At 62.8% G+C, this 22,978-nt stretch carries 19 protein-coding genes and 1 rRNA gene; 13 read left to right on the top strand and 7 right to left on the bottom strand.

What is annotated here, in order from left to right; genetic code table 11:
- The 5 genes from rrf to AC1DD5_RS15195 all read left to right on the top strand — a co-directional run.
- Nucleotides 1-91, top strand: a 5S ribosomal RNA gene (gene rrf / locus AC1DD5_RS15215); the annotation flags it as partial.
- 82 nt (nucleotides 92-173) lie between these two features.
- Nucleotides 174-737, top strand: a complete 564-nt coding sequence (locus tag AC1DD5_RS15210; RefSeq protein WP_477521991.1) for a GNAT family N-acetyltransferase — start codon at nucleotides 174-176, stop codon at nucleotides 735-737.
- A 295-nt stretch (nucleotides 738-1,032) separates the two neighbouring features.
- The gene (locus AC1DD5_RS15205; protein ID WP_011776355.1) at nucleotides 1,033-1,320 is read left to right on the top strand and encodes an HU family DNA-binding protein; all 288 of its coding nucleotides are present in this window, start codon (nucleotides 1,033-1,035) and stop codon (nucleotides 1,318-1,320) included.
- A gap of 171 nt (nucleotides 1,321-1,491) precedes the next feature.
- Complete coding sequence (locus AC1DD5_RS15200) at nucleotides 1,492-3,816, top strand: bifunctional copper resistance protein CopD/cytochrome c oxidase assembly protein (protein WP_477521990.1); 2,325 nt, start codon at nucleotides 1,492-1,494, stop codon at nucleotides 3,814-3,816.
- Nucleotides 3,816-5,789: an NHL domain-containing thioredoxin family protein gene (locus tag AC1DD5_RS15195; protein WP_477521989.1), complete on the top strand. Its 1,974-nt coding sequence runs from the start codon at nucleotides 3,816-3,818 to the stop codon at nucleotides 5,787-5,789. Before AC1DD5_RS15200 ends, AC1DD5_RS15195 begins: the two co-directional genes overlap by 1 nt.
- 234 nt (nucleotides 5,790-6,023) lie before the next feature.
- On the opposite strand, the gene AC1DD5_RS15190 is transcribed toward AC1DD5_RS15195, so the two are convergent.
- From AC1DD5_RS15190 to AC1DD5_RS15175, 4 genes are all read right to left on the bottom strand, one after another.
- Nucleotides 6,024-7,070: a hypothetical protein gene (locus tag AC1DD5_RS15190; protein ID WP_442006124.1), complete on the bottom strand. Its 1,047-nt coding sequence runs from the start codon at nucleotides 7,068-7,070 to the stop codon at nucleotides 6,024-6,026.
- A 97-nt stretch (nucleotides 7,071-7,167) separates the two neighbouring features.
- Nucleotides 7,168-8,931, bottom strand: coding sequence for a helicase HerA-like domain-containing protein (locus tag AC1DD5_RS15185; RefSeq protein WP_477521988.1), 1,764 nt, complete (start codon nucleotides 8,929-8,931; stop codon nucleotides 7,168-7,170).
- Between the two features lie 9 nt (nucleotides 8,932-8,940).
- Entirely contained in the window at nucleotides 8,941-9,459 is a 519-nt protein-coding gene (locus AC1DD5_RS15180) for a GNAT family N-acetyltransferase (RefSeq protein WP_477521987.1), read from the bottom strand.
- Nucleotides 9,460-9,516: 57 nt separating this feature from the next.
- Nucleotides 9,517-11,469 (bottom strand): FAD/NAD(P)-binding protein, encoded by a 1,953-nt coding sequence (locus tag AC1DD5_RS15175; RefSeq protein WP_477521986.1) that lies wholly within the window; start codon nucleotides 11,467-11,469, stop codon nucleotides 9,517-9,519.
- 266 nt (nucleotides 11,470-11,735) lie between these two features.
- Between AC1DD5_RS15175 and AC1DD5_RS15170 the strand changes: the two genes are divergently transcribed.
- The 7 genes from AC1DD5_RS15170 to AC1DD5_RS15140 are packed head-to-tail and all read left to right on the top strand — an operon-like array spanning nucleotide 11,736 to nucleotide 19,064.
- Nucleotides 11,736-12,701 carry an amino acid ABC transporter permease gene (locus AC1DD5_RS15170; protein ID WP_442006120.1) on the top strand — a complete coding sequence of 322 codons (966 nt, stop codon included), beginning with the start codon at nucleotides 11,736-11,738 and terminating at the stop codon, nucleotides 12,699-12,701.
- The gene (locus tag AC1DD5_RS15165; RefSeq protein ID WP_477521985.1) at nucleotides 12,698-13,627 is read left to right on the top strand and encodes an amino acid ABC transporter ATP-binding protein; all 930 of its coding nucleotides are present in this window, start codon (nucleotides 12,698-12,700) and stop codon (nucleotides 13,625-13,627) included. The genes AC1DD5_RS15170 and AC1DD5_RS15165 overlap by 4 nt, the downstream gene beginning before the upstream one ends.
- A gap of 13 nt (nucleotides 13,628-13,640) precedes the next feature.
- A complete protein-coding gene (locus tag AC1DD5_RS15160) occupies nucleotides 13,641-14,621 on the top strand; it encodes an ABC transporter substrate-binding protein (RefSeq protein WP_477521984.1) in 981 nt (326 codons plus the stop codon).
- A complete protein-coding gene (locus AC1DD5_RS15155) occupies nucleotides 14,618-15,784 on the top strand; it encodes an LLM class flavin-dependent oxidoreductase (protein WP_477521983.1) in 1,167 nt (388 codons plus the stop codon). Before AC1DD5_RS15160 ends, AC1DD5_RS15155 begins: the two co-directional genes overlap by 4 nt.
- Complete coding sequence (locus AC1DD5_RS15150) at nucleotides 15,768-16,619, top strand: DUF1684 domain-containing protein (protein ID WP_477521982.1); 852 nt, start codon at nucleotides 15,768-15,770, stop codon at nucleotides 16,617-16,619. The genes AC1DD5_RS15155 and AC1DD5_RS15150 overlap by 17 nt, the downstream gene beginning before the upstream one ends.
- Nucleotides 16,616-17,701 (top strand): LLM class flavin-dependent oxidoreductase, encoded by a 1,086-nt coding sequence (locus AC1DD5_RS15145; RefSeq protein ID WP_477521981.1) that lies wholly within the window; start codon nucleotides 16,616-16,618, stop codon nucleotides 17,699-17,701. The genes AC1DD5_RS15150 and AC1DD5_RS15145 overlap by 4 nt, the downstream gene beginning before the upstream one ends.
- A 10-nt stretch (nucleotides 17,702-17,711) precedes the next feature.
- The gene (locus AC1DD5_RS15140; protein WP_477521980.1) at nucleotides 17,712-19,064 is read left to right on the top strand and encodes an NtaA/DmoA family FMN-dependent monooxygenase; all 1,353 of its coding nucleotides are present in this window, start codon (nucleotides 17,712-17,714) and stop codon (nucleotides 19,062-19,064) included.
- Nucleotides 19,065-19,247: 183 nt separating this feature from the next.
- Here the strand turns inward: AC1DD5_RS15140 and AC1DD5_RS15135 are convergent, their stop codons facing one another.
- The 3 genes from AC1DD5_RS15135 to AC1DD5_RS15125 all read right to left on the bottom strand — a co-directional run bounded on the left by AC1DD5_RS15135 (nucleotide 19,248) and on the right by AC1DD5_RS15125 (nucleotide 21,939).
- Complete coding sequence (locus AC1DD5_RS15135; protein WP_477521979.1) at nucleotides 19,248-20,462, bottom strand: FG-GAP-like repeat-containing protein; 1,215 nt, start codon at nucleotides 20,460-20,462, stop codon at nucleotides 19,248-19,250.
- Between the two features lie 91 nt (nucleotides 20,463-20,553).
- Complete coding sequence (locus AC1DD5_RS15130) at nucleotides 20,554-20,997, bottom strand: GNAT family N-acetyltransferase (protein ID WP_477521978.1); 444 nt, start codon at nucleotides 20,995-20,997, stop codon at nucleotides 20,554-20,556.
- A 57-nt stretch (nucleotides 20,998-21,054) separates the two neighbouring features.
- On the bottom strand, nucleotides 21,055-21,939 hold the full coding sequence (locus AC1DD5_RS15125; RefSeq protein WP_477521977.1) for a helix-turn-helix transcriptional regulator: 885 nt from the start codon (nucleotides 21,937-21,939) through the stop codon (nucleotides 21,055-21,057).
- Nucleotides 21,940-22,057: 118 nt separating this feature from the next.
- Between AC1DD5_RS15125 and AC1DD5_RS15120 the strand changes: the two genes are divergently transcribed.
- A complete protein-coding gene (locus tag AC1DD5_RS15120) occupies nucleotides 22,058-22,945 on the top strand; it encodes an aldo/keto reductase (protein WP_477521976.1) in 888 nt (295 codons plus the stop codon).
- Nucleotides 22,946-22,978 lie beyond the last annotated feature (33 nt).

Here is a 22,978-nt window from a genome sequence, read left to right as displayed (position 1 = left end):
GCCCGGTCCCATTCCGAACCCGGAAGCTAAGACCCACAGCGCCGATGGTACTGCACCCGGGAGGGTGTGGGAGAGTAGGACACCGCCGGACAATCATTAACAGGGAAAGCCCCGACCACGACGGTCGGGGCTTCCCCCATTTAACCAACGATTAAAGCCGCTAGAGTCGCATGATGACCCTGACCCGAATCTTGGATGTCGCTTCTGGAAACGCAGTGAACGGGAAAGTCCACCTTCGGACTTTGTCCTTGTCCGACGTCGGGCCCTTGGCGGCCGCGTATACCCGGAACGCAGAGCACCTCGCGCCCTGGGAACCACGGCGCAGCGAGGCTTTCTATACCAAGGCCGGGCAAGAGGCCGTCGTTCGGAGCAAACTGAACCAATATGCCGCAGGCACGGAAGTGCCGTGGGTAGTTCTCCATGACGGGGAAGTCATTGGCATGATTACTTTGACGGGCATAGTCCGCGGACCGTTCCTGAACGCCAACCTGGGTTATTGGGTCGACCAAGCGTTCACCGGCAAAGGCATTGCCACTTCCTCGGTGCAGGCCGCTCTCTCCATGGCGGGTGACGAACTGGGGCTCCATCGTATCCAAGCCGCCACCTTGGTGCACAACGCAGCCTCGCAGGCGGTCCTTAAGCGATCCGGCTTCGAGCGTATCGGTCTGGCGCCCTCGTATCTCCACATAGCAGGCGAGTGGCAGGCCCACGTTTTGTACCAACGTATTCTCTTCTAATCGACGGCGGTCGAACGCTCTGAAGCCACGATGGCTAGCGGCGTGCTATTCCCGGCGGTGGCTGTCGGCGTCGTGATTTCGTACGCGTGACTGGAGGCCTATTCAACGCCGTAGCGTACGCCATGTGGGGTCCGCACCCCCAAAAACCCTGAAAAACCGGTGATTTTGGTCAAAAAAGCGCGGAAACACGCGGAATTTGCTGGCCATGGCGGTGCAAGCTGGTAAGTTTTCGAGCAGTGGCTTGCTCGCATTCCGCTTGAAAGCTCAAAAAACGTATTAGTCCAGGAGGACGTAAATGGCTAAGAACCGTAGTGAACTCGTTGCAGAGGTAGCAGGCAAGGCTGGCACGAGCCAGGCAGCCGTCAACTCCGTGCTCGATGCACTGTTCGAAGTTTTCGAGACTTCTGTCGCCGCTGGCGAGAAGATCACCATCCCGGGCTGGCTCGCAGTTGAGCGCACCGACCGTGCAGCACGCACCGGCCGCAACCCGCAGACGGGCGAAACCATCCAGATCGCCGCTGGCCACAGCGTTAAGCTGACCGCAGGCTCCAAGCTGAAGGCTGCTGTCGCCAAGAAGAAGTAATTCCACTTCGGCGAACGCCTGAAGGGGCGGCAACCAACTGGTTGCCGCCCCTTTTGCCGTTAACAATCACTTGTCCCGCACACCAAGGCGGCATCCGCTCGCCCGTCCCACTTCTCCTCCCCAAATGGTTCCCGATTCGCAGCCCAGCCAGACGTAACGGACAATGGATAGGTGCCATCAGCAAGAAGCTCCGCAAGTGCCCCATCGCCTGTTCCCAAGCCGGGAGCGCGGGGAGGCAATGCCGTCACGGGCATTTCCCTCCCATGGCAGCTTGCTGGACTGGCGGTGCTCTTCCTGACTTTGGCTGCGGCCCTCATCTTCTCCGGGGCTTCTGCTGCCCGCCAGGTCTCAGACCCCGGAGCCCTGGTCCGGTGGGGCTTGCCGTTCGCGAAAGCTGTCCACAACGTTTCCATAGCCACAGTTATTGGTGGCCTGATCTTCGCAGTTGGAATCCTGCCCAAGAACCTTAGAGCGTCGCGATCCCGTGAAAAGGATCTGGAGGCTCCGGAACATCCGGCTTTTACACGCGCCCTTGCCGTTGCTGCTGCGGCGGGCGCCGCTTGGACGCTGTCCGCTGTAGCGGTCCTGGTACTGACCTACGCGGATGTTGCGGGTCAGGGACTCTCCGGTGACGCCGAATTCACCCGCTCGCTGGTGTACTTCATGACGGACATTGAGACGGGCAAGGCCTGGCTGTCCATCACCATCATCGCCGCTGTAGTCACCACAGCGCTCTTCGGCGTCCGATCGCTGACTGGCCTCGCCTTTACGCTGCTGCTTGCCTTGATCGGGCTCATTCCGCCAGCTCTGATCGGCCACTCCTCCAGCTCCAGTGATCATGAAGGCGCCATCAACTCGCTGGGCCTTCACCTGGTTGGTGTCTCCGTGTGGGTGGGAGGCATCATCATGCTCGCCGTCCTTTCCGGATTACTCGCTGGTTCGAGGAGCCATGGAACCAGCGATGTCACTGAGTCGACGCTTCGACGGTTTTCGGCCCTGGCAGGCTTTGCTTTCGTCTTGGTGTTTGCGTCCGGTGTGATAAACGCAGCCATCCGCGTGACGAACCTGGGCGATCTGTTCGGCTCGGCCTATGGCCAGATCATCCTTGCCAAGGCACTTGCCACCCTGGTGCTGGGTGGCATTGGTTTCATGCATCGTCAGTGGGTCATACCTCAGTTGGGGAAGAGCGGTTCGATGTCTGCCCGCAGGGTGCTGTGGCAGCTGGTTCTGGTTGAGCTGCTGGTGATGGGCGCGACGTCGGGCCTCGCCGTGGCGCTGGGGCGCTCGGCCCCGCCGCAGCCCACTACATACGCACCGGACGCCTCGCCGGCGTTCATCCTGTCCGGCTATGAGATTCCGCCTGAACTTACGCCAGAGCGCTGGCTTACGGAATGGCGTTTTGACTGGCTGTGGGTGGGAGTCGCCTTATTCGGGGCCGTGTCCTACATCCTCGGGATCATCAAGATTCGCAAGCGCGGGGATAGCTGGTCCTGGTTCAAGACAGTGAACTGGATGATTGGACTGGTGATTCTCACCTACATCACCTCAGGTCCGCCAGCGGTTTATGGTCGCGTTCTGTTTTCTGCCCACATGGTGGATCACATGGCCCTGACCATGGTGGCACCAATCTTCCTGGTGTTGGGTTCGCCCGTGACCCTTGCACTGCGTGCGCTCCCTTCCCGAGGCGAAGGCGCCCACGGTTCGCGGGGGCTTAGGGAGTGGCTGCTCCTGTTCGTCCATTCCCGGTTCTCGCAGGTGGTGACTCATCCGCTGTTCGCGGCTGCGAACTTCGCGGGATCCATCGTGCTGTTCTACTACTCAGACCTTTTCGGACTGGCGATGCGTGAGCACGTCGGGCATGAGCTCATGAATCTGCACTTCCTGCTGACCGGCTACATTTTTGTGCTCAGCATGATCGGCAGTGATCCTTTGCCGCGCCGGGCGCCGTACCCCATGCGCCTGCTGCTCCTGCTCGCAACCATGGGGTTCCACGCGTTCTTTGGCGTGGCCATCATGGGCGGTACTGGCCTGCTGGCTGCTGACTACTTCGGCAACCTGGGCCGGACCTGGGGTGCCTCGGCCATCGCAGACCAGCAAATGGGAGGCGCTGTAGCTTGGGGCATTGGCGAAGTTCCCACCTTGCTGGTGGCAATCGGCGTAGCCGTGATGTGGTCGCGCTCGGACGAGCGGGAGACCCGACGGGTGGATCGCGCGGCCGACAGGAATAACGACGCCGATCTCAGTGCTTATAACGATATGTTTGCCCGGCTCGCTGACCGCGACGCCAAATTGGCTGGCCTCCCGGCCTCAGCCGCCCCAACTGCCCTGACCACCCCAAATGCCCAGACTCCAACCGACAACGCAGCCCCAACCGACAACGCAGCCCCAACCGACAACGCAGCCCCAACCGACAGCGCCTCATCAGGACACACAACAGACAGCGTTGAGCGGGCAAGCAGCAAGACCGAACGAAACACGAAGCTGGAAGGACGCTGATGAGCGAAACCGTACGCACCCAACTCCGGGTCCGGGCCTCCGAACTGGAGGGCCGCGGCTGGCTCAACACGGGCGGCAAGTCCCTTGACTTGGAATCCCTGCGCGGCAAAATCGTGCTGCTGGACTTCTGGACGTTCTGCTGCATCAACTGCCTGCATGTCCTCGACGAACTCAGGCCCCTCGAGGAAAAGTACTCTGACGTCCTGGTGACAGTCGGCGTACATTCGCCCAAGTTCGAGCACGAAGCTGATCCTGTTGCCCTTGCAGCTGCTGTGGAACGTTACGAGATCCATCACCCGGTCCTGGATGACCCTGAGCTGGCCACGTGGAAGGCGTACACAGCCCGTGCTTGGCCCACGCTCGTTGTTGTGGATCCGGAGGGTTACATCGTGGCGCATCTTTCCGGGGAAGGCCACGCAGACGGCCTCGCTGTGCTGCTTGAGGAGCTTGTGGCCGAGCATGAAGCAAAGGGGACCCTTCACCGGGGCAACGGTCCGTACGTCGCTCCTGTGCCGACGTCGGGCACTTTGCGCTTCCCGGGCAAAACGACCCAGTTGGCCAACGGCAATTACCTCGTCGTCGACTCCGGTCACCACCGCCTGGTGGAGCTCCACCCGGACCTGAAAACCGTTGAGCGGGTTATTGGCTCCGGGACCAAGGGCTACGCGGACGGCCAGACGGACACGGCCCAGTTCAACGAGCCGCAAGGCATAGCTGTTCTTCCGGCGGAACTCGCTTCCACGCTCGGATATGACGCCGTGGTCGCAGATACCGTTAATCACCGCCTTCGGGGTGTGACGTTTAGTTCAGGGCATGTCCGGACTGTTGCCGGCAACGGTGTGCAGCGCTTGCTCGATGCCGGCCCTGCCCGTGTGACCGAGACGGGCGCGGGTACCTGGTCCGAACACCACGACGGCGGTCCGGCTGACTTTGCTGCCGACGCAATCGACGTCGGGGTGCTTGGCCTCGGTACGGAGGTCTCCTTGTCCTCGCCGTGGGATGTGGTGTGGAGCGCGAAGCTGCAGCGTGTTGTCATCGCGATGGCGGGAACCCACCAGATCTTTGCGTTCGATCCCGTGACCAACCAGGTTTCCATCCTGGCGGGCTCGGGCCTGGAGGGGCTGTTGGACGGCGCCGCGGAGGATGCCTGGTTCGCGCAGTCGTCCGGCCTGGCCATCGATGCCGATGACAACATCTGGGTGGCCGACTCGGAGACTTCCTCGCTGCGACGTTTGGTGCTTAACGAATCCGGCGTGACAGTGGAGACAGCCGTCGGCCAAGGCCTGTTCGACTTCGGATTCCGTGACGGCGACGCCAGCGAGGCACGCCTGCAGCACCCCTTGGGGGTCACGGTACTGCCCGATGGTTCCGTAGCGATCGCCGATACTTACAACGGTGCCGTTCGCCGGTACGATCCCGCGACGAAGACCGTGTCAACGTTGGCGCGTGGCCTGGCCGAGCCGAGTGACGTCGTCGTGGTTAACCACGGCAACAGTGAGCCGCTGCTGGTGGTGGTTGAATCAAACAAGCATCAACTGGTTTTGGTACCGATTCCCAAGGAAGCCCAGCAGGTGGATGAGGGCGCGTCACAGACGCACCGTCCCAAGAGCCCCGTGACCCCTGGAATCCTGGAGCTGGCTGTTCGCTTCAAGGCTCCCACTGGCCAGAAGCTTGATGACCGTTGGGGCGATCCGACGCAGATGAAGGTCTCTTCCACGCCGCCTGAGCTGCTGGTCTCCGGCGGCGGGACATCGGTGGGCTTGTTGCGCACCATCGAATTGTCGCCCGACGTGCCCGAGGGCATCCTTCACATTACTGCCCGTGCGGCCGCCTGCGATGGACCTGAAACCGCGGACGGAGAGATTCCGGACCACGCGGCCTGTCACCTGTACCAGCAGGATTGGGGCATCCCTGTTATTTTGCAGGCTGATGGCGAATCAGAGCTGGTGCTTGATCTCCGCGGCATGGACTAAAGCCTGCTGAACTGGCCCGGGTTTGACCCTTGAAGGGGGAGGACCTGGGCCTTTTCATGCCCTCAGCCTTCCAGGACTGGGCCAGTCGCGCCCGTGAAGTCGTTGCAAAAGTTGATCGTGGGGCGGGTTCCCTGATCGAAACCTTGGCGCGTGTCCTGTTCAGGGATGTGGGGATCCGGACCGAGAGCCAGGTCTTTATCGACGGCGTAGGGAACTGTGGAGTGCGCGGGGGGCCTAGAACGTCAGCATCGGGGTGACGGTCACGGTGTTGTTGTCAGTGTCCAGCTGGGTGGTGAAGCTGAAATCGTGCTCCACGTTGAGGTCGTTGACCAAGCCGGTGAACAAATTGATCTCGCGGGCGGAAACCCTTGCCTTGCCGTTGAGCGGGGCTACAACCCATTTGCCGCCGAAGGGCTCAATGGTGATCTTGGGGTACTCAGTAATTTCCCATTTGATGGTTCCGTCCACAACTCGTGCATTGCTGGCGTGGTAGAACGGGCAATCAGGTTGGAGGCGCTGCTGCTCGGTGGCTTGGGCGGCACAGGTGTCCAGGAACTCCCGGACTTTACCGGCAACGGCTTCGTTCAAAGCCTTGGTTGACCGGGTCTGCAGGTTCAGGGGTGCCTGGCCGCCGTCGCGGTTTGAAACGAGGGCCGAGGCAGCAGGAGCTTCGAAGTAGGTGCCGTTCAGGCTGGCTTCGTACTTGCCGGGGTAGAACACGGCAAAAGTGTTGTGACCATTGGGCATGTTGACGGGGACGCCGTTGAGCGCTGCCTCATTGGAGTTCACGACGGTGACTTCAAGAGTGGGAAGCGTGGTGGGAACGAAAGCCCATTTGCCAAAGAACAACCATTGCGTCCCGGTGCGCTCCATCAGGAATTCGGTGTGGAGACGGTTGCCGTCCAAGGTGTAATCCACGGGAACGGCAACACGGTTGCTGCCCCTGGACTGGGCGTTTCCGAGTTTGATGTCGGACAGTTTGGAGGCAGCAGTTTGCAGGGCGGTGCCATCCAGCATGGCGGCATTTGCACTGGGAACTTTTGCCCGCAACAGACCCAGGGCTTGCTCGCCTTCGCCCTTCTGCAAGGCTTCCAAATACTCCCGGACAGGCTGTTGCGGACTGGCCACGGAGGAGCTCACCAAGTTGATGCAGACGATGGCTCCGGCCGCAGCAAGCATCAGACCGAGCAGCCATCCGGCTGCGGTCCTGACTATCGCTTGGCTCAACTGCACGCCCTTTACGTTACCTGCCACGGCGGCGATAGCTGTGCAGGAGGGCATCAGCGTGACCTGCGAAGACCCTTCCCAGAGGGCCCGACGCCGGATGGCAGCGAGCTTTTGCCGCCGCCCGGCGTCGGGCTTTTGACAGCCAAAACGGCTAGCGGCGGCGCCGTGAGGAGGTACCGAAAACGCCGCGCATGAGGTCGCGCCCAAGCTGTGTTCCCATGGAGCGGACCATGCTCTTCAGACCGCCGCCCAAAGCCCCGCCAAGGGCCCCGGCGAGATCGCCGAACATGCCACCATCCTGCTGGGCTGACTGCTGGGGCACTGGTGCCGGTGCCGGAGCCGGCTCCGGAAACGAGGAGGGCTCCGGCAGCGAGGAGGGCGAAGGCGCCGGACGGGAACTCGGGCGGCCGAGGATCTCTTCCTCAATGCGCCGCGCTTCGGCGTCGACGTCATAAGGCGTACCCCCGGAAGCGCCAGAACCGGAAGCGCCAGGACCTGAAGCGCTGGCCGGAACCGGTGGCAGTCCTGGTGCGGCGTCGCCGGTGGAGGGTGCAGCGTTGCCATGGAGTTTCTCGTAGGCGGACACGTTGTCTACAGCGGTCCCGTACTTGACCAGAAGCGAGGACGAAGCGACAGTGCTGCGGATCAGGTCATCGGCGCTCGGGCCCATCACGGATTCGGGGGCACGCAGCCGGGTGAGCGCAACAGGTGTGGGGGCACCTTTTTCGTTCATAACCGTGATGACGGCCTCGCCGATACCTGCGGAGGTGAGTGTCTCTTCAAGGTCGTAATCGCTGACGGGGAACGTGGAGACCGTGGCTTTGAGGGCCTTTGCGTCCTCCGGGGTGAACGCGCGCAAGGCGTGCTGTATCCGGTTGGCGAGTTGGCCCAGGACATCGGCGGGGACGTCCTTGGGTGTCTGGGTAACGAAGAAAATGCCGACACCTTTGGAACGGATGAGCCGGACCGTGGTGGTGATGGCCTCGAGGAAGGCCTTTGAGGCGTCGTTGAAGAGAAGGTGGGCCTCGTCCAGGAAGAACACCAGCTTGGGTTTGTCGAGGTCGCCGGCTTCGGGGAGGTCTTCGAAAAGGTCGGCGAGGAGCCACATAAGGAACGTCGAGAACAGCAAGGGCTTGGTCTGCAGCGTGGGCAGCTCAAGGCAGCTGATAACGCCCCGGCCGTCGGGGGCGGTGCGGAGGAGTTCTGCGGTATCGAACTCCGGTTCGCCGAAGAACTTCTCCATGCCCTGGGCCTCGAGTGTGACGAGTTCCCGCAGGATGACTCCGGCTGTGGCTTTGGAGAGTCCGCCAAGATCCTCCAGCTGTTCCTTGCCCTCGTCCGAGGTGAGGAACTGGATCACGGCCCGGAGGTCTTTGAGGTCGATCAGTTCCAACTTGTTCTTGTCCGCAAAATGGAAGATCAGTTGGAGGCTGGATTCCTGGGTGTCGTTGAGGTCCATGATGCGCGAGAGCAGGATGGGCCCGAACGAGGTGATGGTGGCGCGGATCGGGATTCCATTGCCGTCACCGCCCAGGCTGAGGAATTCAACGGGGAAGTTCTTTCCCTGCCACTGCTGCCCCAGCGCCGACGTGCGCGCGCTCAACTTTTCACTGCCCGTTGCCGCCGTGGCCAGTCCGGAAAGATCTCCTTTGATGTCCGCGAGGAAAACCGGAACACCCGCCGTCGACAACTGTTCGGCAATCATGTGAAGCGTGACCGTCTTGCCGGTACCGGTGGCGCCCGCAACCAGGCCGTGGCGGTTCATCATGGCCAAGGGGAGCCGGACCTGGGCCTCCTTGTGGATTTCACCGTCCACGATCGCCGCGCCCAGCTCGATGGTGGCACCTTGCAGGGCGTACCCCTGCTGGATGGTGGCAAGTTTTTCAGCAGTTGTTGCGATGGGTTTGTTGGCCATGCGGATAGCTTAGCTGGGCCGGGCCAGATCCTTGCTGAAGGCCAAATGCTTGATGTCCTCGGGGTCGGCAGCGAGGTCGAAGAGCGCTTTATAGCCCGTGGCGAGGTACAGATTCCTGGCCTCGGGCTGGCGTGGACCGGTGGTGAGGTAGAGCTTCCTGTAGCCCCGGCGTCGTGCTTCATTCTCCAACTCCGTGAGCACCTTCCGTGCCAGGCCGCGACGGCGGTGCGCAGAGTGGGTCCAGATCCTCTTGAGCTCTGCGGTGTGCTCGTCGTAGCGCCGGAATGCGCCGCCAGCCACGGATTCGCCGTTCTCCTGGATGATGATCAGTGCTCCATGGGGCGCGGCAAATTCCTCGGCCGGGTACCTGTTCAATTCCTCCGCAGCGCCGCCGGTGCCGAAGAGTGTCCCGTAGCGCGTGTCGTATTCGACGGCGAGTTCGTCCAGGAGCGGGCGGACGCGGGGATCGCGCATGGGCAGGCTGAGGACGGAGAGGCCCGACGTCGGCAGGGTTGGCGTTGTGGTCATGGCAGGCCTTTCGTAGTTGGAGCCCAAGTAGGTAGCAGTTAAGCGCGTTTTGGACGGTCAGAACGCGCTTAACTGCGACTCAGTTGGGCGGGCAGCAGCAACGGTGGTCAGGATCTGCCGGGCCAGGGCATCGTTCTCCCGGAATGGTGCCGCATTGGTGTTGGGGCGGGCAAACGCTCCCGCGCCCCAACCGGACGTCCACGGTCCCACCGCAAACAAAGTCTTCTGTGCTGTACCAACAGGGGACAGGACCTGGTGATTCCCGGAGACCAGGAGTTTGCCTGTGGAGTGGGGACCCTCCGAGGTGATTAGCCTCTGCTCGGTGCCCCATCCGGCGTCGTGCAGGTCTGCCAAAGCGGGATTCGCCGAACGTTCCACGGACGCTGAGGGCAATCGTGCCTCGATGTACGCGGACGCATCCACCACCACGGGTGACTGGAATGAGCCGGCTACAAATCGGCCAGTTGATTCGTCGGTGCGAACCCACATTCCCGGCCCCAGGAACTTCAGGAACCCGGCGCGGTGCAGCGCGAGCATTTCACGGAGACGGTGTGACGGCGGCCCGGAATCCACGAAGCTGAAGAAGCCGTGCCACCAGCCGTGGATCGCCTGTTGGGACCGTGCATTGAGCCGCTCCTGCGGGACCAGCCGGCCAAGGTCCATGTAGACGAACAACAACGCGGTGAAGAGCGCGAGCGTCTCGGAATGGTCCGGGCTGGTTCGGAGGGCGAGATCGTGTTGGATGTACGCGGCCACCGAACGCTGCACCGCCTCATGGTCCGCGAACGCGCAACCGCTCAGGGGGTGGTCCAGGGCCTCCAGGTCCAGCCGCAGCGCGGCATCAGGGATGGAGAAAGCAGCCAGCTCTTCCCGGGCAGGGCTGTACCAGTCGACTGCATCGAATCGGGCCTCGAATTCCTTCCAGCTGCCAGACACACGCGCTGGGTAGCCGGTGAAGAGCTCCCGATAATAGGCATAGCCGGCATCCTTGGCGATCAACGGCCACAGCTGTGAGCGGAAGTCCAGTTCCTGATGGTTCGCCAACAACGCATCAACTGCCTCGGCGGTGAAGTACCGCGGCCGGCTGAACGGCTCGCCGCGCACAACGGAGGAAATCTTGGAGTGGTAAGGCACGCCGCGTCGTGAACCTACCCAGAGGCTCGGTTCGGCGCCGGAGGGCACGTACTTAAGTTCGCCGTCGGCTACTTCCTCGAAGCGCCCGCCGCGGCCCTCGAACAGCAGCACCAGGAGATCCACGAACCCGAGCCCCATGCCGGATACGATCACGTCCTGGCCGGCTTTGATGCCCGAGTAGTCCACGTCCGTTGTGTACGACGGCGGTGCATGGAACCCACCGTGGCGGGCAGCGAAATCGCTGAGGCGGGCGGACTCGTCGTCCGGCAACGAATCGGTATGGCCCAGGGCGTAAACCACGACGTCGGCCAGCACCTCGGCGCCGGAAGCCAACCGCACGCGGTGCGCGCCGGCGTCGGACGCTGTGGGACCGTGCACGGAAGCGGAAACTGGCGTGACCGCTGTAGCCGTGTCCCGGTAGACCGTCACAGTGACATCGGGCCCCATGGCGGCGACTGACCGGCGGAAGAACCATTCGAGGTATTTGCTCTGGAGCTGCCGGGTGGGAAATGAAGACGGTGTGAGGGACTGGAGTTGCGCCAGCAAGTGCGGCTCCAGCGCCGGGACATCGCGGATGCTCCCATCCAGCACACCTGCTGCCCAGGTGGCCAGGCCGGGGCCGTCAACGGGAGGACCGTCGCACGCCACGGACGCGTCGGTGAACATGGTGACGTCCGCAGCGGTGGAGTTCAGCAGCAGGCCCGGGCTCTGGTCATAGCGCCAGATCCTCCCGGAGCCCGGCTCGTACGGCTCCACAATGTGAATGTGCAGCGGCCCATCGAATAATCCGGGCCGGCTCGCTGCCAGCCTTTCCAGCACGCCGGCCGTGCGCGGGCCGCCGCCGATGAAGGCGATGGCGGGAACTGGTGACGGCATGGAATCTCCTGAAAATACATCGGGTGGTGCAGCCCAATCTAGGGAGGCGATGCCGCCCCGGTCGAGGAGCTGGTAACGGCCGTTCACTGCGCGTCATCCAGCGTTAACGGGCGCAAAATTCGGACTCATATGGCGTTGCGTGAAGTCCCGTGAACCCGCGCTAAGTCCAGTGAAGAAGTGCAAATTTCCGCCTTGCTGGCTGTCCTGTGCGCACCTAGATTGGCAGCCATCCGATAGTCAACAACCGATCTGAAAAGAGGTGGCGCATGAGTGCGATCGCACCGCCTGCCACGGCAGAAACTGCACCTGCCACCACGGATTACTCCGACTACAAACTGGTCCCTGCCCGGCACCCGTGGCGATGGGTGGGTACTGTCCTGGTGGCTGCGGGCGTCGCAGCCATTGTCTGGTCGCTTGTCACCAACCCGCGTTGGGAGTGGGGAGTGGTGGCGCAGTGGTTCACGGCCCAGTCCGTGGTGAATGGCCTGGTAGAGACGCTCAAGCTCACGGCGATCTCCGGAGTTTTGGGATTCGTCCTGGGATTCATCCTTGCCCTCATGCGCTTGTCCGCGTCGCCGCTGCTGGTCTCGGTTTCCTGGACGTTCTCCTGGATCTTCCGTTCCACGCCCCTGCTGGTCCAACTGCTCCTTTGGTACAACCTGGGCTACCTCTACGAGAAGATCAGCCTGGGCATCCCCTTCACGGATGTCCGCTTCTTCGAAGCCCAGACCACCACGCTGATCAGCCAGTTCGCTGCAGCAGTGCTGGGCCTGACCCTCAACCAGGCCGCCTACTCCGCGGAGATCATTCGTGGCGGCATCCTCTCGGTGGACCAAGGCCAACTCGAGGCAGCTTCCGCACTGGGCATTCCCGCCTGGAAGCGCTCCACACGGATCGTGTTGCCACAGGCCATGCGCGCCATCCTGCCCAACGCTTTCAACGAGATCATCGGCCTGGTCAAGGGCACCTCGATCGTCTACGTCCTGGCGTACTCGGAGCTCTTCTACACGGTCCAGGTCATTTACAACCGGACCCAGCAGGTTCTGCCGCTGCTGCTGGTCGCAACACTCTGGTACGTCGTTATCACGTCCGTGCTCAGTGTCTTCCAGTACTACATCGAACGGCACTTCTCCAAGGGTGCCTTGCGGAACCTGCCCCTCACTCCATTGCAGAAGGCCCGCAGGTTCTTCGCCACCCACGTTGCAGTCTCACAGACCAAGGAAAGCCGATGAGCATCCTCGCCGCGCGCAAAGAAACCACGACGGCGGCCCAGGCTGCCGACGAAACGCAGGCTGACGCCTCGGCTGCAGATTCGGCCAGCCCGACGTCGGCACAGCCCACCTTGAGGGACAAACGCGCCACGACGGACAACACCACCACCCGCGGACAGGTCGATATCACCAATGTCCGAAAGTTCTTCGGCACTACCGAAGTCCTCAAGGGTCTCTCCTTGTCCGTGCCACCGGGCGGTGTCGCGGTGATCGTGGGCCCCTCCGGCTCCGGAAAGTCCACACTGTTGCGCACCATCAACCACCTGGAGAAGGTGGACGGCGGCTTCATCACCATCGACAACGAGCTGGTGGGCTACCACGTCCGCGGGAACAAGCTCCACGAACTGCGTGAGAAGGACATCCTCAAGCAGCGCACCAACATCGGCATGGTCTTCCAGAGCTTCAATCTTTTCCCGCACCTCACCGCCCTGGAAAACGTCATCGAGGCGCCAATGGTCGCCCAAAAGCGATCCAAGACTGAAGCCAGGAAGCGTGGCCTGGAACTCCTGGAGCGGGTGGGCCTAAAGGACCGGGCCGACGCCTACCCAAGGCAGCTCTCCGGGGGTCAGCAACAGCGGGTCGCGATTGCGCGGGCACTGGCGCTGGACCCCAAGATCCTGCTCTTCGACGAGCCCACCTCAGCGTTGGACCCCGAACTGGTTAACGAGGTTTTGGACGTCATCCGCGAACTTGCCAAGTCAGGGACCACGTTGATCATCGTGACCCACGAGATGGGTTTTGCCCGGGACGTCGCGGACACCGTGGTGTTCATGGACCAAGGTCAGATCGTTGAGTCCGGCACGCCCCAGGAAATCTTCGGCAACCCCCGTGAAGAACGCACCCGAAGTTTCTTCTCCAAGGTCATCGAACCGGCTTTCAACATCTAGGAAGAAGTCCTCCATGCTTCGCATCACCCGCACCAAACTCCTGGCACTTGCTGTACTGCCCGCCGTCGTACTTCCTGCGCTGGCCGGATGCTCCGATCCTGGCGCTTCGGCAGCTAAACCCGGGAGTGAAGCCGCAAAGAACGGCGTGGTCTACAACACCTCAGTGGACCAAAACCGTATCCGCGGTGAAAAGGACACCGCTGCAGCCGCCAATGTTCCGGCCGCGATCGCCAAGGATGGCAAGCTGACCGTTGCCACCACCGCGGGTTCCATTCCACTGACCTTCCACGCGACAGACGACAAAACGCCGATCGGTGTGGAGGTGGACATTGCACAACTCGTGGCCGACAAACTCGGCTTGGAATTGGACCTCCAAGTGACCTCGTGGGAGAACTGGCCCTTGAAGACCCAGTCCGGTGATTTCGAGGCCGTGTTCTCCAATGTGGGCATCAACGCCGCGCGGGTGAAGCTGTTCGATTTCTCCACCTACAGGGCTGCATACATGGGCTTTGAGGCTAAGAAGAGCTCCACCTACGACATCAAAGGTTCTGACGATATCGCGGGGCTGAAAATCTCCGTGGGCTCCGGCACCAACCAGGAGAAGATCCTGCTGGCGTGGAACAAGGAGCTTGAGGCCAAGGGCAAAACCCCGGCGACGCTGCAGTACTACTCGTCCGACGCCGATACGATCCTGGCATTGTCCTCCGGCCGCACGGACCTGAACCTGGCGCCCTACCCGTCGGTGACGTACCGCGAGAATACCCGTGACGACCTCAAAGTAGTGGGCAAGGTCAACGCCGGCTGGCCGTCGGAAACCCTGGTTGCCGCCACCACGCTCAAGGGCAACGGGCTGGCCCCAGCCATCACCGATGCCCTCAACTCCACCATCAAGGACGGATCCTACGCCAAGGTCCTGGAACGCTGGGGCCTCTCCGAAGAAGCCCTGCCCGAGTCCAAGACCGTTACCGAGGCAAGTTTTGGGACCGGAAAATGAAGTTCCAGGTCCTTGACATCATTCCCCACCTGAAGAACCCGGTGACGGGGGAGATCGTCTCCACTGCCGACCGTCTGAACCAGGTGGTGGAAACGGCCCGCCGGGCCGAGGAACTGGGCTTCGACAGCTTCTCCGTGGGGGAACGCCACGCCGGTGAGTTTGTTTCCTCGTCCCCGGCGACGGTCCTCGCCGCCATTGCCGCAGTCACTCAACGAATCCGGCTTCAGACCGGCGTCGCTGTCTTGTCCGTCCTGGACCCTGTCCGGGTGGCCGAGGACTACGCCACGATCGACCAACTGAGCCGCGGCCGCTTGGAGCTGGTGATCGGCAAAGGCAACGAGGTGTTGCAGTACCCGCTCTTTGGCCTGTCTTTGGACGACCAGTGGGAGTTGCTCGCTGAGAAGTACGCCCTGCTCCGCACCCTCTGGCGCAAGGAGAGTGTCACATGGTCAGGCCGCTTCAGGTCACCTCTGAGTGAACCAACCACGACGACGCCACGCCCCTTCGCGGGCTCGCCGCGGATTTGGCACGGCTCGGCTACAACTCTTACGTCAGCGGCGCTGGCGGCCAAGTGGGGCGATCCGTTGTTCACCGCGAACGCCATCCAGCCCCGGGAGAACTACAAGGTCCTGATCGACCACTACCGCGAGGAGTACCACCGCCACGGTCACGATCCCCGGCATCAGTATCTGGGCTCAGGCAGTGGGGCCGGCGGTGTGTTCATCGCCGACACCACGCAGGAAGCCATCCGCCAGTACGGACCCGTGTATGAGGCGCTGACCGCCAGCCGCAACGTTCCGGGCAACAACTCACCCTTCCGGGACATCCAGCACGCTGTGGCCGAGGGGCCCGCCCTTGTGGGCAGCCCGGAGCAGGTGATCGACAAAATCCTCAGCTACCACTCGCTGTATCAGCATGACCTGCAGTCGATCTCCTTGCCCACCACGCTGCCCTTCGAACAGCAGCTCGACATCCTGGAACGCTTCGCGCTGGAGGTCATCCCGGCCGTCCGCGCTTCCGCGCCGAGCACCCTGTGGGAATCCGAAGACCCGTTCGCCGGACGACCCGCGTTCGCCGGCACCACCGAACCCGACGCCGCAGCAACAGTCACAGCAGACCACGCCATTAGCAGGACGGACAACGCACATGTCTACGCACATTGAAACAGTTACCCACGCCTCAAGCGCCGCCGGGTCCTTCGCCGAGGAGTGGCAGGAGTGGCACGCCGCCCATGAGCGCCAACGGGCATATCCGCACGGCTTCCTCGCCGTCACCCATCTCCACTGGCTGGACAGCAACCCGACCCGGTTGGAAGGTGCCCATGGTACCTGGAGTGTGGAAGCCGACGTCGTACGCGTTGTTCTGGAACCAGGCGAGAGCCTGCAGCAGGACGGCGTTGAACTGAACGCCGACTCTGGTGCCACACTGGAATTCGGCCCCATCGAGGAGCGCGACGGCGTCAACCTGGTCTCCGGCGACACCGTGATCGAGGTGGCCAAGCGCGGCGGCAAGTACATCGTGCGGCCACGGAATCCGTCGAATGCCCTCTTGCAGGAGTACCAGGGCACGCTCGCTTACGCACCGAATGCGTCGTTTGCTGTTGCCGGTACGTTCGTGCCGTTCGAAACACCGCGCCCCACCACAGTGGGTGCCGCGGTGGAGGGCATCCAGCATGTTTACGAGGCCCCGGGCGAGATCCGTTTCAAGCTCGCGGGCCAGGAATTGGCGTTGACGGCGTTCAACGGCCACGCCCCGGGTTCGCTGTCTGTGCTGTTCACGGACCAGACCTCCGGCAAGACAACCTACGTGGCCAACCGCTCGCTCTCCGTGGTCCCTGCGGCTGATGGCTCCGTGCAGCTGGACTTCAACCGTGCCGTCAACCTCCCCTGCGCCTACACCGACCTCGCCACCTGCCCGTTGCCGCCCGCCGAAAACCGGCTTCCCGTGGCCATCGAAGCCGGCGAAAAGATTCCCTACGAACGGCAGGACCAGAAGTGAGCACCTTCGAAGAACGCAAGGCCGGGTTCCTGGCCATTGAACTCGACGGCGCGGGGTACCAGAACCTTGCAGCCGCCGTCCTGGCAGCGGAGTCCGCTGGTTTCCACGCGGCAACCTTCGCCGACGCGCCGGCCCCGGGGCGGGTTAACGCCCTGCAGCGTGCAGCCTTTGCCGGGCCGGTGACGCGGAACATTGCACTGGTACCGGAAGTCGACACTGTATATACGGAGCCCTTCCACATCTCCACGCAGCTTGCCAGCTTGGACTACGTATCCGGCGGGCGCGCCGGGTGGATCGTCACCGCAGCGGCCTCGTCCGAGGCCGCGGCCGCCGTCGGGCGTTCCCATGTGAGCGGCGAAGCGCTGGCGCAGGAAGCGGCGGCGTCCGTCGAAGTCGGCCGCCGGCTCTGGGATTCGTGGGAGGACGACGCTGCGATCCGCGATGTCGCCACGGGTCGCTACCTTGACGTCGACAAGCTGCACTATGTGGACTTCGAAACTCCTGCCGATTTCGCCGGTCCTGCTTACTCCATCAAGGGTCCGTCCATCATTCCCCGGCCGTTGCAAGGTCAGCTGCCTGTGCTCGCCGCCGCCTCCTTGGTGGGCGAGGGCTTGGTTCCGCTAGATTCCGTGGATGCTGTGCTGGTTTCTGCTCCGACGCCCGAACTGCTCGTTGCCGAGGTTCGCGATGTGCGGGCCCGGCTTGGAGCTGCGGTTGCGATTGTTGCAGAGCTCGACGTCGTTCTTGACTCGCGCGGGCAGCCTGCCGCTTCGCGTTTCGCTTCCTGGGCGGAAAGCGGTTCGTCTGCGGAAGCAGGCCGGGCACGGTTTGTTGGTTCGGCGACCGGTCTGACTGACCTGCTCGATTCTCTTCTCAAGGAGGCCGACGGCGTCCGTCTCCACCCCGCCGTCCTGGACGTGGACTTGGAAGAACTGTCCCGCCTGGTGCTGCCCGAACTCCGCCGGCGCGGGTCTTTGCGGGCGCCTCTCCAGGATGGAACGTTCCGCGACCTGCTGGGCCTGGAACGTCCGGCGAGCCGCTACGCGAAGACGACCATTGCAGCCGTTGGCTCGGAAAACTAAGGGGATCACCATGACACAGCACAACCGTGCTATTTTCCAGCCGACGGGTCAGATCCAGTTCGGCATCTTCTTCCAGGGCGTCAACTCCGGCACGATTTGGAAGGCGCCGGAGTCGGGTTCGCAAACCGACTTCGAATCCTTCCGCCGCATCGTCCAGACCGCCGAGCGGGGGAAGTTCGCGGCGTTCTTCCTCGGCGAGGGATTGCGCCTGCGCGAACACCTCGGCCGCCCACATGCCTTGGACGTGGCGGGCCGGCCCGATGCGCAGACCATGCTGGCGGCCCTGGCAGCAGTGACCAGGAACATCGGGCTCGTAGCCACGCAGAACACGACGTACAACGATCCGGCTGACCTTGCACACCGCTTGTCCTCCCTGGATCTGATTTCCGGTGGAAGGGCTGCCTGGAACGTGGTCACAACGGACAACGCCTGGACCGGAGCGAACTTCCGTCGCGGGGGATACCTGGACCACGCCGACCGGTACAAGCATGCCGAAGCATTTGTTGAGACGGCCAAACGCATTTGGGACTCGTGGGAGACCTCGTCGGGGCCGGCCCGACCTGTGCTTCATGAGGGTCAGCACTACACGGTGGACGTCACCCCGCGGTTGCCCCGGAGTGCCCAGTACCGTCCCGTGCTCTTCCAGGCCGGCGACTCCCCGGACGGCCGCGACTTCGCAGCCCGACAAGCAGACGTGATCTTCTCCGCCCACCCCAAGTTCGATGACGCCGTGGAGTTCCGTCGCGACATTGTGGCGCGCTCCGTCGCTGCCGGCCGCGGAGCCAACGCGGTGCAGATTATGCCGGCCAGCGAGTTCATCCTGGCCGCCACCGATCAGGAAGCCCAAGAGAAGAAGGCCTGGGTCCGCAGCCTCCAGATTGGGCCGCAGCAGGCCATTGCTTATCTGGAACAGTTCTGGGGCCGCGAACTCACTGAGTACGATCCCGATGGTCCGCTCCCGGAGATTGATCCGGTGGTCGAGGAGACATCGGAGACGCGCGGCAGCGGCTTCCATGGCGCGAAGGCGCGCCAGCTCGCGGACCAGTGGCGGGCTGAGGCCAAGGACAAGGGCCTCTCAATCCGCCAGTTCGTCACGTCCCGCACAGCGCGCGTGGACGCCACCTTTACCGGTTCCTATACCGCCATCGCCGACCACCTCTCTGAGTACGCCCGCGTTGGCGCAGTGGACGGGTTCAACATCTCACCGTGGCTTATCCCTACTGGCCTGGACGACATCGTGAACCACTTGGTACCCGAACTTCAGGAACGCGGGGTCTACCCTACGGACTACCGCGGAACCACGCTGCGCGAAAACCTGGGGCTTGAGACACCCGTGCGTACCACTGAGTCGGTGCCGGCCTGATGTTGGCGGCATTTGTTGCTGGATCATTCCTTCGGCGTCTCGGAAGGCGCCCGGATCCACGCGGGTTCCACCGTGTGGATGGTGGAATGATCCAGCAAAATCGAGCAGCAGTGGTTGACGAGTCGAGGGCAACCATCCGCTTGCAGTTGGCGGTGTGGGGGCAAACGCTCTAAAGGCAGGAAATTAGAGGAGTTCCTTGAAGACATCCCAACCGCGGCCTACGGGACCATAGGGTCCCCAGAGGACGGTGGTGGACGCTCCGGCAGAATAGGTGACCAAATCTCCGTTCCCGTTGATGGCAGCGAGGTCGTTGTACTTGGAGTGCGAAAAACTGCCGAGTCCTGCTATCTCGGAGAAGACATCCCAACCGCCGCTGATGAGGGACGATGGCTGCCAGCCGCCAGCATCATCAGCCGGGTACAGGAAGAGGTGTCCGTTGCCGTCCCTTGCATAGACTTCCACGGGGCCATCGCCGTTCATGTCGCCAGCAGTGATGATCTTGTTCATCATCTGCCAGCCTTGGCCCACCTTCGTGGGGGCGAGCCACCCTCCGTTGCCATCGCCCGGGTAAAGGAAGAGATCTCCAGCCGGATTTCGGGCAAGGACATCGTTGGTTCCGTCGCCATTGAAATCACCCGGTCCGACGATCGCGTTGAAAACGTTCCAACCCTGGCCCACCTGTTGGCGCTCAAGCCACCCACCCTCGCCATCACCCGGATAGAGGAAGAGGTTGCCTGCCGCATCCCTGCCGAGGAGGTCATTGAAGCCGTCACCATCGAAGTCGCCGGGTGAGAAAACGATGTTGAACACGTTCCAGCCTTGGCCAACCTGCACGGGCTCATCCCACGCACCCCAGTAGGTAGGGCACGCGCCCTCGCAACTTCCCTTGTAATAGGTGTAAGTCCGCGGATACAGGATGAGGCGGCCATCGTGGGTTCGGGCGAGTGGTTCGAAGTTGCCGCGGCCGGTCCAGCCCATGGCCCTGCTGGAGGCTTTGATGGGCAGTGTTTCCGGGCTTACCTGGGAACCCGTCGGACAACCCGACTGGCCCGGGGTAAGTGGGTAGACCTTCATCGAAATACGGTGGCCCTGGTCTTCGGGAAGGACCTGCAGGGTTTCCCCCTGCCGCTCAGCAGGAAGCGGCACGCCATCCCTCAACCACTCCAGGGTGATGCCCTCACCCGTGCCGTCCGGATTCCTGCAAGCGGAGTAGTCGTAGTTGTACTGGCGGCGCAGTTCCGCGCCGACGTACGGTACGCCGTCGATGTAGGGTGTCGGCTGGGACGCGGCGACGGAGGGTGGTGCTCCGGCGGCCAGCAGCCCTGCTGCCAAAGCCATGGCAATCGCCATCGCTGAGCCCGTTGTGAATCGTTTGGTGCGCGCTTGAACGTCCCCCATGATGTTCCCCCCGGAAGCTGGCGTCGATGTGTTGACGTTACCGCACTTGGGGTGCGCTGGTCAGGGGTTGCCGGGTCCGGAAGTCTGCTGATTAGGGGATGCCCCCCGCCAGCATGAAGACGTCGATCTGGTCCTCGGATTCCAGAACAAAACCATGCCGCTCATACAGGTGGCGCGCCGCGCTTCCCTGCAGCACGTTCAAACGGAAGGGCCTCTCATCCACGGAGGCCGCCATAACGTGCCGAAGTACGGCACCGCCCAGCCCTCTGCCCTGATGGGCTGGAGCCACATAGAAGTGCTCAATCCAGCGGGCGTCCGGCTCTTGGCGAACTGCGATCACCCCGGCATCCACGCCTGCAGTGTGGATCACGTAGGTGTGCTCCGGCTGGAAGGCTTTCAGGAAGCGCTCCCGGACGCGCACCGGATCCCAGCGACCCAGCCGTTCGAGGTCGGGACGCATCACCACGGCACGAAGCTCGGCGATCCAGATGGCATCGGAACTGTAAGAAGGGCGCAAGGTGAACTCTGGAGGCACGTCTCCCAGCCTAGATGTTTCAGCGCTGTTCCTGACACCTCCTCTTCCGGACCCCTCCTATTCCCGAACAGCGTCTTCGCTGGCCCCGTCCCTGATTCGCTGGGTCGCCACCCAACTGGCGAGCACTTTCAATGCGTCCTCCGAAGGTGTGCCGGGATCTGCGGTGTACACGTTGATCCTCAGCCCTGGGTCTGCAGACAGCTCGAGGGCTTCAAAGCTCAGGTCAAGGTCACCGACGATGGGGTGGTGGAGGCGTTTACGGCCCGTGCGGTGGTACTTCACATCGTGCCTGGCCCACCTGACCCGGAATTCCTCGCTGCGTGTGGAGAGCTCCCCAATCAGATCAGTGAGGTCCTTGTCGTAGGGGTTCTTCCCGGCGGTAGACCTCAGCACAGCAACAATATCGTCCGCGCTGCGCTCCCAATCTGCGAAGAATTGGCGTGCCTTGGGGTTGAGGAAGGTGAATCGTGCGCTGTTTGGCGGGGTGGTTTCTTCGGCCATCAGGTCCATGTAGAGAGCTGCGCCAAGTTCGTTGGCAGCGAGGACATCGCCGCGGTCGTTCCGAACCCACGCTGGTGCCGCGGTGATGGAATCAATGACCCGCTGGACGCTTGGCCGGACCGTCTTTGGGCTGTGCTTCCGCCTCACCCGAGGCGCGGCCGTGGCCGCGCGTGCCAGGTCGAAGAGGTGCGCTGTCTCGGCGTCGTCAAGCTGCAGGGCTCGGGCGAGCGACTCAAGAACACTATCCGAGGCTCCAGAGAGGTTTCCACGTTCGAGCCGTATGTAGTAGTCGATGCTCATCCCGGCCAGCATTGCTACTTCCTCGCGACGCAGTCCTGCCACGCGGCGGTTGCCCCCATAGGCCGGCAACCCTGCGGCGTCGGGCTTGATCCTTGCACGCCGGGAGGTCAGGAACTTCCGTACGTCCTCGCTATGACTCATGAGAGCAACGCTACGCCGTCAGAAAGGGAGCGAGGGAGGGCCTGGTATTACTTGGGACGCCCAAGGGGGTAATGACGGGCACTCCCACAGCCCCGCAGGCCTGCATAGCGTGGACACCATGACTATTGAATTAACCCTCAACAATGGCGTCACGATGCCGGCACTCGGCTTGGGCGTCTTCCAGAGCGCACCCGAGGAAACCACCGCCGCCGTCGCGGCAGCCCTTGCCACCGGCTATCGGCACATTGACACCGCCGCAGCCTATGGAAACGAGCGGGAGGTGGGCCAAGGCATCCGTGCATCGGGCCTGCAGCGGGAGGAGGTCTTCATCGAGACAAAAGTCTGGGTCAGCGACTTTGGCTATGAGCAGACGCTGCATGCATGGGACAAGGCAGCGGGCAAGCTCGGTGTCGATTACCTTGACCTGTTCATCCTGCACCAGCCCGCCCCGGACCGGTTCGAGAAGACCATCGAAGCGTACAAGGCGCTTGAGCGACTACTCGAGGAGGGGCGCGTCCGCTCGATCGGTGTCAGCAACTTCATGCCGCACCACCTCAAGGACCTGCTCGCCTCCACCGACATCGTGCCTGCGGTAAACCAGATCGAGCTTCACCCCTACTTCACGCAGCCCGATGTCCAGGACGCGGATGCGGCAAACGGTATCCTCACCCAGGCCTGGTCACCCATTGGCGGAATCACTTTCTACCCGGGCTGGGGCGGAGACCGACGGAACGTGATGGAAGATCCTGCCATCGCAGTCATCGCGCGGACCCACGCCAAAACACCCGCCCAGGTGATGATCCGCTGGCACTTGCAGCAAGGCCGCTCAGCCATTCCCAAGTCGACCAACCCACAGCGCATCGCGGAGAACTTCGATGTCTTTGACTTCGAGCTCAGCGCTGAAGAACTCGCGGCCATCGACGGTCTGGATCTCGGCGTCCGCAATGGCCCGGATCCGGATGTCGCCCGCCCGGAGCGCTTCGCCCTGGTGATCCCGGAGGCCTGAGCGCCGAACCCCCGTAAACCCGGAACGCAGAAA

The sequence above is a fragment of the Paenarthrobacter sp. 10L420 genome, assembly GCF_056395385.1.
The sequence above is the reverse complement of the archived record's forward strand: the minus strand, read 5'-3'. Positions and strand labels throughout refer to the sequence as shown.

Coding starts and splice junctions, on each gene's coding strand:
- AC1DD5_RS15140 (WP_477521980.1), top strand. CDS start 17,712: ATGACACAGCACAACCGTGCTATTTTCCAGCCGACGGGTCAGATCCAG.
- AC1DD5_RS15135 (WP_477521979.1), bottom strand. CDS start 20,462: ATGGGGGACGTTCAAGCGCGCACCAAACGATTCACAACGGGCTCAGCG.
- AC1DD5_RS15120 (WP_477521976.1), top strand. CDS start 22,058: ATGACTATTGAATTAACCCTCAACAATGGCGTCACGATGCCGGCACTC.
- AC1DD5_RS15160 (WP_477521984.1), top strand. CDS start 13,641: ATGCTTCGCATCACCCGCACCAAACTCCTGGCACTTGCTGTACTGCCC.
- AC1DD5_RS15175 (WP_477521986.1), bottom strand. CDS start 11,469: ATGCCGTCACCAGTTCCCGCCATCGCCTTCATCGGCGGCGGCCCGCGC.
- AC1DD5_RS15185 (WP_477521988.1), bottom strand. CDS start 8,931: ATGGCCAACAAACCCATCGCAACAACTGCTGAAAAACTTGCCACCATC.
- AC1DD5_RS15170 (WP_442006120.1), top strand. CDS start 11,736: ATGAGTGCGATCGCACCGCCTGCCACGGCAGAAACTGCACCTGCCACC.
- AC1DD5_RS15210 (WP_477521991.1), top strand. CDS start 174: ATGACCCTGACCCGAATCTTGGATGTCGCTTCTGGAAACGCAGTGAAC.
- AC1DD5_RS15165 (WP_477521985.1), top strand. CDS start 12,698: ATGAGCATCCTCGCCGCGCGCAAAGAAACCACGACGGCGGCCCAGGCT.
- AC1DD5_RS15125 (WP_477521977.1), bottom strand. CDS start 21,939: ATGAGTCATAGCGAGGACGTACGGAAGTTCCTGACCTCCCGGCGTGCA.
- AC1DD5_RS15155 (WP_477521983.1), top strand. CDS start 14,618: ATGAAGTTCCAGGTCCTTGACATCATTCCCCACCTGAAGAACCCGGTG.
- AC1DD5_RS15205 (WP_011776355.1), top strand. CDS start 1,033: ATGGCTAAGAACCGTAGTGAACTCGTTGCAGAGGTAGCAGGCAAGGCT.
- AC1DD5_RS15195 (WP_477521989.1), top strand. CDS start 3,816: ATGAGCGAAACCGTACGCACCCAACTCCGGGTCCGGGCCTCCGAACTG.
- AC1DD5_RS15150 (WP_477521982.1), top strand. CDS start 15,768: ATGTCTACGCACATTGAAACAGTTACCCACGCCTCAAGCGCCGCCGGG.
- AC1DD5_RS15190 (WP_442006124.1), bottom strand. CDS start 7,070: ATGCCCTCCTGCACAGCTATCGCCGCCGTGGCAGGTAACGTAAAGGGC.
- AC1DD5_RS15180 (WP_477521987.1), bottom strand. CDS start 9,459: ATGACCACAACGCCAACCCTGCCGACGTCGGGCCTCTCCGTCCTCAGC.